This is a genomic window from Chloroflexota bacterium (genome assembly GCA_016875535.1).
In the GTDB taxonomy this organism is placed as follows: Bacteria; Chloroflexota; Dehalococcoidia; order SHYB01; family SHYB01; genus VGPF01.
The window spans coordinates 1-7182 of sequence record VGPF01000069.1; the positions used below are offsets into that span (position 1 = coordinate 1).

Genomic DNA, 7182 nt, shown 5'->3' on the forward strand with positions numbered 1-7182 from the left:
TTGAGACCGTGGAGGAGCTGCGCCTCGCGCTCCTTGCCTTCAAGGAGCGGTACAACCGGGAGTGGCCCATCGAGCGCCATCGCTACGCGACGCCAGAGCAAGCACGCCGTCAGTTGCTCGCTTGCCCTGTGGTTGCCGCATGAATACAATCACATCACTGTCCAAGAAATCAGGGGCGGTACACCCCTCTCTTATGTCCAGTCTCTTCTCCTAGGCCTCAGGCCGCTATAATCTATGGGCTGACCCACTGCTCCCTCTCCTAGGGATATCTTTGTGAGCACAGGCATATGGAGAAGTCACCGTTCGTGAGGATCGAAAAGGGGGGCGTCGCCTCGCCGAAGGGGTTCACCGTCGGCGCGACGTACGCCGGGCTGAAGAAGGCGGGGCCGGATAAGCTGGACCTGACGGTCCTCTACTCGGAGCGTCCGGCGGCGGCGGCGGGCGTTTTCACCCAGAGCAAGACGTGCTCGCCCTCGGTGACGCTGAGCAGGCAGCGCATCGCGCGGCACACGGCCAGGGCGGTGGTGGTGAACAGCGGCTGCGCGAACGCATGCGTCGGCCCCCAGGGACTGATTGACGCGAAGGATACGACGGCGCTGGCGGCGAAGAAGCTGGGCGTGGCCGAGGAGGATGTGCTGATAGCCAGCACCGGCATGATCGGCGTGGAGCTGCCGATGGCGCTGATCCGCGCGGGGATGCAGAAGATCGCCCTGAACGCCTCGGCGGGGCCGGCCTTCGCGCGGGCCATCATGACCACGGACAGCCACCCGAAGGAGCAGGCGCTGAAGTTCCAGCTGGAGGGGAAGGAGATCACCATCGGCGCGGCCTGCAAGGGCGTGGGGATGATCCACCCGGATATGGCGACGCTGCTGTGCTTCATCACCACGGACGCGGCGGTGGAGCCGGGCTTCCTGCAGACGGCGCTGAAGCACGCGATAGACCAATCGCTGAACATGGTGAGCGTGGACGGCGATACGAGCACGAACGATACGGCGCTCCTCCTGGCGAACGGCGCGGCGGGCAATAAGCAGATCAAGGCCGGGACGAAGGCGGCGGAGCTCTTCCAGCAGGCGCTCATCGCAGTGGCGGTGCCGCTGGCGAAGATGGTGGCGCGGGACGGCGAAGGAGCGACGAAGCTGATGGAGGTGACGGTGGAGGGGGCGGCGAGCGCAGCGGACGCGCGGCTGGCGGCCCGCACGGTCGCCGCATCGCCGCTGGTGAAGGCGGCGGTGCACGGCGGCGACCCGAACTGGGGGCGCATCATGATGGCCCTTGGGCGCTCGGGCGCGGCGATCACGGAGTCGAAGCTCTCCCTGTATATCAACGAGATCTGCGTCTTTGACAAGGGCGTTCCGGTGCCCTTCTTCAAAGAGGCGGCGGTCATCTCCATGAAAGAGTCGAACGTGACGATCCTGGCGAAGCTGGGCCTTGGCGCACACGGGGCGACGGCCTGGGGGTGCGACCTGACGGAGGAGTACGTTCGCTTCAACAGCGAGTACTCAACGTGACGGTTGCGGCGAAGCACCGCGCGCCGGAGAGGCGTCGCGCCGCCGCGCGGCAGGGCGGCGACCTGGCGAAGCGCGTCGCGGCGGTGGAGGCGCGGCTGGAGCGCTTCAAGGGACAGCAGGACGAGCAGTTCCTGCGGATGATGAAGTTCACGATCCTGCGCCACATGAGCCTCCTGGGGTTCGCCATCGAGCACGGGGGCGCGCCGAAGGAGGCGAAGGCCGTGGCGAAGAAGTGGCTGGACGAGGGAGCGCAATCGGTGGCGGAGGCGCCTTCGATGGAGGCGCTGAAGGAGGCGGACGTGGAGGTGCAGCGGAAGGTGCGGCAGCTGATGGCGGGCGTCAACAAAGGATAGCGATCACCTTCGCCTTCCGGCTCCAGCAGACCGGAGCCGGGTTCCTCTCCCATCGAGGGAGCGGCGGCGCTTAAGATACCTATGAACAAACGATTTTTGGTGAAGATAGGCGGGAGCACGCTGGGCCAGGAGGATACGACGCTGGAAGACCTGGTCTGGCTGCAGGGCCAGGGCTACCAGCCGATCGTGGTGCACGGAGGCGGGAAGACGATCACGCAGTGGCTCGAGAAGATGGCGGTGCCGACCAAGTTCGTCGGCGGGCTGCGGGTCACGGACGAGCAGAGCATCGAGGTGGTGGTGGCCGTGCTGGCGGGGGTCGTCAACAAGGGGCTTGTCGCCTCCATCAACGCCCTGGGGGGGCGGGCCGTGGGCCTCAGCGGGGCGGACGGCGCGATGGTGAAGGGGCGCGTGAAGGACCCCCAACTGGGCCTGGTGGGGGAGGTCACCGCCGTGGACGGCGGGCCCGTGGAGGCGGCGGTGGCGAAGGGCTATATCCCGGTTATCTCGCCCATCGGCGTGCTGGAGCAGGGCGGCAAGGCAACGGCGACGCTGCTGAACATCAACGCCGATACGGCAGCGGCGGCGATCGGCGGCGCGATGGGCGTGGAGACGTGTATCTTTCTCACGGACGTCCCCGGCGTGAAGGGGACGGACGGCGCGGTGCTGCCGCAGCTGACGCCGGGGCGCGTCAAGGAGCTGATCGCGGGCGGCGTTATCTCCGGCGGCATGATCCCCAAAGTCGAGGCCTGCCTGCAGGCGCTGACGTACGTGAAGGCGGCGCTCATCCTTGACGGGCGAGCGGCGCACGCGCTGAGGCGGTCGCTCACCGGCGCTGCGGTGGGGACAAGGATAGCGCAGGCATGATCTTCCGCCGAAGGTGGGGACGAGGACCGCGGCCACCCCGGGCGAACGGGGCGGAGCCGAAGGAGCGCCAGCCGCGATTGCGGGTGCGGCACATCCTGCGCATCGCCATCATCGTCTCGATCATCATCCTGGCGTGGACGGGCCTATCCATCGCGCGGAACGTCTACACGGACTGGCTCTGGTTCGATTCGGTGGGCTACGGCGATGTCTACCAGAAGCGCATCGCCACGCGGACGTGGCTCTTCTTCGCGGGGGCGGGAGTCTTCCTGGCGGCGTTCATCGCAAACGCCCTGATCGCCTACCGGCTGTCACGGGGGCCATCGCGCATCGCGCCGGAAAAGTTCGCCGTCGCCCACGGGCTGCTGCGGCTCGCCATCGTGCTGGCGGGCATCATCCTGACGGCGCTCTTCGGCGCGACGACCTCCAGCCAGTGGGAGCATGTGCTGGCCTTCAACAACGCGGCGGCCTTCACGGACGCAGGCGGAAAGACCATAGCCGACCCGATGTGGGGGCACAACCCAACCTTCTATGTCTTCAACCAGCCGCTCTTCCGCTTCGTGCAGATCTGGCTGCTGGGCCTGATGCTGGTCCTCCTTATCCAGGCCCTGGCGATCTATGTGGTGAACACGGCGACGAAGGGCTTCCTCCGAGCAGTGAACCGCAAGACCAAGACGCACTTGGGGGTCATCCTGGCCCTCTTCTTCATGATGATCGCCTGGAGCTTCTGGTTCGATATCAGCGAACTGCCGCTGGCTTCGGGCGGGCTCAACGGCACGCTCTTCGGGGCCAGCGCCACGGACGCCACGGCGCGGCTCTTCGCCCTGCGCTTCATGATGGCGGCATCGCTGGCGCTGGGCATCGGCTTCATCGCGGCGGCGTGGTTCCACAAAGGTCGCTTCGCCCTCTTCGGCCTCGGCGGGTGGGTAGCCTGCACCGCGATCCTGCTCGTGGTTTTTCCGGCGGCCTACCAGCGGTTCAGCGTCTCCCCCAGCGAGCTGGCGCGGGAGACGGAATATATCGAGCGCAACATCGCGATGACGCGGGAGGCCTACCTGCTGAACCGGATCGAGGTGAACGCTTTTGACGTGCAGGGCAACCTAAGCGCGGCGGACGTCTTCGGCAGTCCGGGCACCATCAACAATATCCGCCTGTGGGACTACCGGCCCCTGCGCGACACGTACAACCAGATCCAGTCGCTGCGGCCCTATTACGTCTTCTCCGATGTGGATATTGACCGCTACACGGTGAACGGGCGCGAGCTGCAAGTGCTGCTCTCCGCCCGGGAACTGGCCCCGGACCAGCTGCCGCAGGAGGCCCATACCTGGGTGGCGCAGCATCTGCAATATACCCACGGCTACGGCGTGGCGATGAGCCCGGTGACGGAGTTCACGGGCGAAGGCAGGCCGACCTTTCTGATCCAGGACGTGCCGCCCAAGGGGACGATCCCCGTGACGCAGCCGCAGATCTACTACGGCGAGCGGACGCGCACCCACGTGCTGGTGAACACCAAGACGCAGGAGTTCGATTACCCCACGGCGCAGGACTCGCCGGTGTACACAACCTTCGAAGGGGGCGGCGGCGTGCGTCTCAGCTCCTTCGCGCGGAAGGCGGCGCTGGCCTGGCGGCTGGGCGATTTCAACCTGCTCATCAGCAATGAGCGGACACCGAAGACGCGGGTGCTCTACAACCGCCATATCCAGGAGCGCATCACCAAGATCGCGCCCTTCCTGCGGCTCGACGCGGACCCCTATGTCGTCGTCGCCGATGGGAAGCTTTTTTGGGTGCAGGACGCCTACACAACGACGAACCGCTTCCCGTACTCCCAGCGCTACCGGGGCGATTTCAACTACATCCGCAACAGCGTCAAGATCGTGACGAGCGCCTACGACGGCTCCCTGGACTTCTATGTGAGCGACCCCAGCGACGCGCTGCTCAAGACCTATGCCTCGGCCTTCCCTTCGCTCTTCAAGCCGTTGGGCGAGATGCCCGCCAGCCTGCGCGCCCATATCCGCTACCCGGAGGGTCTCTTTGACGTGCAGGAGGAGCTCTACCGCACCTACCACTCGACCGACGCGCGGGTCTACTTCACCAAGGAAGACGTGTGGGGGAAGCCATCGGAGATCTTCTACAACGACCTCCAGCCGATAGAGGCCTACTACGTCATCATGCCGCTGCCCGGCCAGCAGAAGGAGGAGTTCCTCCTCTTTGTGCCCTTCACGGCGCAGAACAAGCCCAATATGGTGGCCTGGCTTGCGGCGCGGAACGACGGCGAGCATTACGGCAAACTGACGGCCTACACCTTCCCCAAGGACAAGCAGGTGGACGGCCCGGCGCAGGTTGAGGCGCGCATCAACAACGACCCGGTCATCTCCCAGCAGTTCGCGCTTTGGAACCAGCAAGGGTCGCGCGTCATCCGCGGCAACCTGCTCGCCATCCCGCTGGGCACGTCGCTCCTCTTCATCGAGCCGGTCTACCTCCAGGCCTCAACCCTCAGCTTCCCCGAGCTGAAGCGCGTCATCGTGGTGAACGGCTCCAACACGCCGATCATGGAGCCGACGCTGGAGCGCGCCCTGCAGGTGGCCTTCGGCCTTGCGCCGCCTTCGGCGATACCGGGCCCCGGCGTGACGCAGCCCGGCGGCCAGCAACCGGCGCAGCCCGCGCCGAACCTGGACGAGCTCATCAGGCAGGCGGAGCAGCTGCTGGAGCAGCTGAAGCGCCTGAAGGGGCAGCCCTCGCGATAGGCGAACTCCTCACCTTTTCTCCCTCCTCGTGCGGTCCGGAACCAGATAGACGAACGGGATGGCGAGAAGCCCCACGAAGGCCAGGGCCGAAAAGATACGCTCAAAGCCGAGGGCCTTATCTGAAAAATGGCTGAGGGCCAGGACGACGCCGGCGCCGCCGAACATCGCACCGAGGTTGTTGAACATGCCCCGGATACCGGATATGGCGCCTATCTTCTGGGGATGCAGATCCAGAGAGGCATTCTGTGCTGCCGGGGTAAAGACGCTGATGCCGACGCCTGCCAGCACAACCTCCATCGCCAGCAGCAGCTGATTGGGAACCCCAACACCGAAGAGAGTGATATCTGTGAACCCGAGGCCGATAACGAAGAGGCCGCCGCTCAGCGTGAGCATGCCCAGGATCATGGGCTTGCGGTAGCCCATCCGCGCCAACGCGAGACTGGCCGCAACGGAGAGAAAGAGGGAGACCACCATACGGGCGGTCAGCACAAGAGCCGTTTCGGAAGCTGAAAAGCCGAAACGCAGGCGGGCGTACGTGGGGACGAAGGAGACAAAGCCCAGGATGCACGCCCCCATGATGAAGCTGTACATATTGGCGGCGAAGAAGGGCGTGCTTCGCAGGAGCTTGAGCTCCACAAGGGGCGCTGCGGCGCGCCCTTCATGCCGCACAAAGAGCCCAAGGGCCGCAAGTCCAAAGGCGATGGGCAGCCATACAGCCGGCGAAGCCGTGTGGCTCGGGTTGTTGGCAAGATGGGTCAAACCGATAAGCAGCAACGCGGCGCCCAGAGCAAAGAGAGCGATTCCCGGCAGGTCAATAGGCTTCACTGCGGAGATGCCCTTTGTTTCCGGGATGACCCGGACGGCAAAGAAAGCGACGGCGAGACCGGTAGGAGCGTTCACGAAAAAGATCCAGCGCCACGAGAGGCTATCTATGATGACCCCGGCGATGTTCGGGCCGATGATCGCCCCCAGGATAAAGGCGGTGTTCAGCATGCCGATGGGCGCTTGCCGCCGATCGCCGAATACCTTGCCGATGATGCCGACGGCAAGGGGCCGGAAGGAGCCTGCGCCGAGGGCTTGCACGATACGGAAAACGATAAGGACGTAGATGTTCGGGGCCAGACCCGTCGCCACCGAGCTGATGACAAAGAGAAGGACTGCGCCCACCAGCAGCCGCTTCTCACCATGCTCATCCCCCAGCTTTCCCGCGATGGGGAGAACAACCGTTTGCGTCAGGAGATAGAAGGTAACGGTCCAGCTCGCGAGAGCGAGAGTAGTGCCCAGGTCCTTCTGCATATCCCGCAGGGCTATGGAGACGCTGAAGGTATCTATGCCGGCCATGAAGATAGCGGCGGCAACAACAGCGAAGACGACTTTCGGGTTGGCAGCCTTTGTAGTCCGCGTAGCGACGGCCTCCCCCAAAGCAGCGCGAAGAGCGCTGCAGCTTCCGTGAAAACGCCCCTTATCGTCCCAGATATGTCAACAGCACGGACTCCTCGCGGATGAAGCGCCTCGAGAGGAAGGCCTGAAGGCCGCGCGGCGAGGCCAAGGGCGGAGGACGCCCGCCACCGGGGAAATCGGCTATAATACGTCGTCACTTTTTCCGTCCGGAACCTTGTCGTTTGTCCAAGGGGGTCCACCGTGAGCCAGTGGCAAGAGCGGGCAGCCAAGGTCTACATGACCACGAACAAGCGCGTGCCGCTGACGATCGAGCGC

At 65.0% G+C, this 7182-nt stretch carries 6 protein-coding genes; 5 read left to right on the forward strand and 1 reads right to left on the reverse strand.

Annotation, left to right across the window (positions count from 1 at the left end):
* The 5 genes from FJ039_12285 to FJ039_12305 form a co-directional block, all read left to right on the forward strand.
* Positions 1–143 (forward strand): IS3 family transposase (locus FJ039_12285; GenBank protein MBM4406926.1); only part of this gene is annotated, 143 nt, incomplete at its 5' end.
* A 144-nt stretch (positions 144–287) separates the two neighbouring features.
* Positions 288–1508 carry a bifunctional glutamate N-acetyltransferase/amino-acid acetyltransferase ArgJ gene (gene argJ, locus FJ039_12290; GenBank protein MBM4406927.1) on the forward strand — a complete coding sequence of 407 codons (1221 nt, stop codon included), beginning with the start codon at positions 288–290 and terminating at the stop codon, positions 1506–1508.
* On the forward strand, positions 1505–1861 hold the full coding sequence (locus FJ039_12295; GenBank protein MBM4406928.1) for a hypothetical protein: 357 nt from the start codon (positions 1505–1507) through the stop codon (positions 1859–1861). The genes argJ and FJ039_12295 overlap by 4 nt, the downstream gene beginning before the upstream one ends.
* An 81-nt stretch (positions 1862–1942) precedes the next feature.
* Positions 1943–2725: an acetylglutamate kinase gene (argB, locus tag FJ039_12300; GenBank protein MBM4406929.1), complete on the forward strand. Its 783-nt coding sequence runs from the start codon at positions 1943–1945 to the stop codon at positions 2723–2725.
* Positions 2722–5466: a UPF0182 family protein gene (locus tag FJ039_12305; protein ID MBM4406930.1), complete on the forward strand. Its 2745-nt coding sequence runs from the start codon at positions 2722–2724 to the stop codon at positions 5464–5466. The genes argB and FJ039_12305 overlap by 4 nt, the downstream gene beginning before the upstream one ends.
* A 9-nt stretch (positions 5467–5475) precedes the next feature.
* Here FJ039_12305 and FJ039_12310 read toward each other — a convergent pair whose 3' ends face one another.
* Positions 5476–6942: a multidrug efflux MFS transporter gene (locus tag FJ039_12310; GenBank protein MBM4406931.1), complete on the reverse strand. Its 1467-nt coding sequence runs from the start codon at positions 6940–6942 to the stop codon at positions 5476–5478.
* Positions 6943–7182 lie beyond the last annotated feature (240 nt).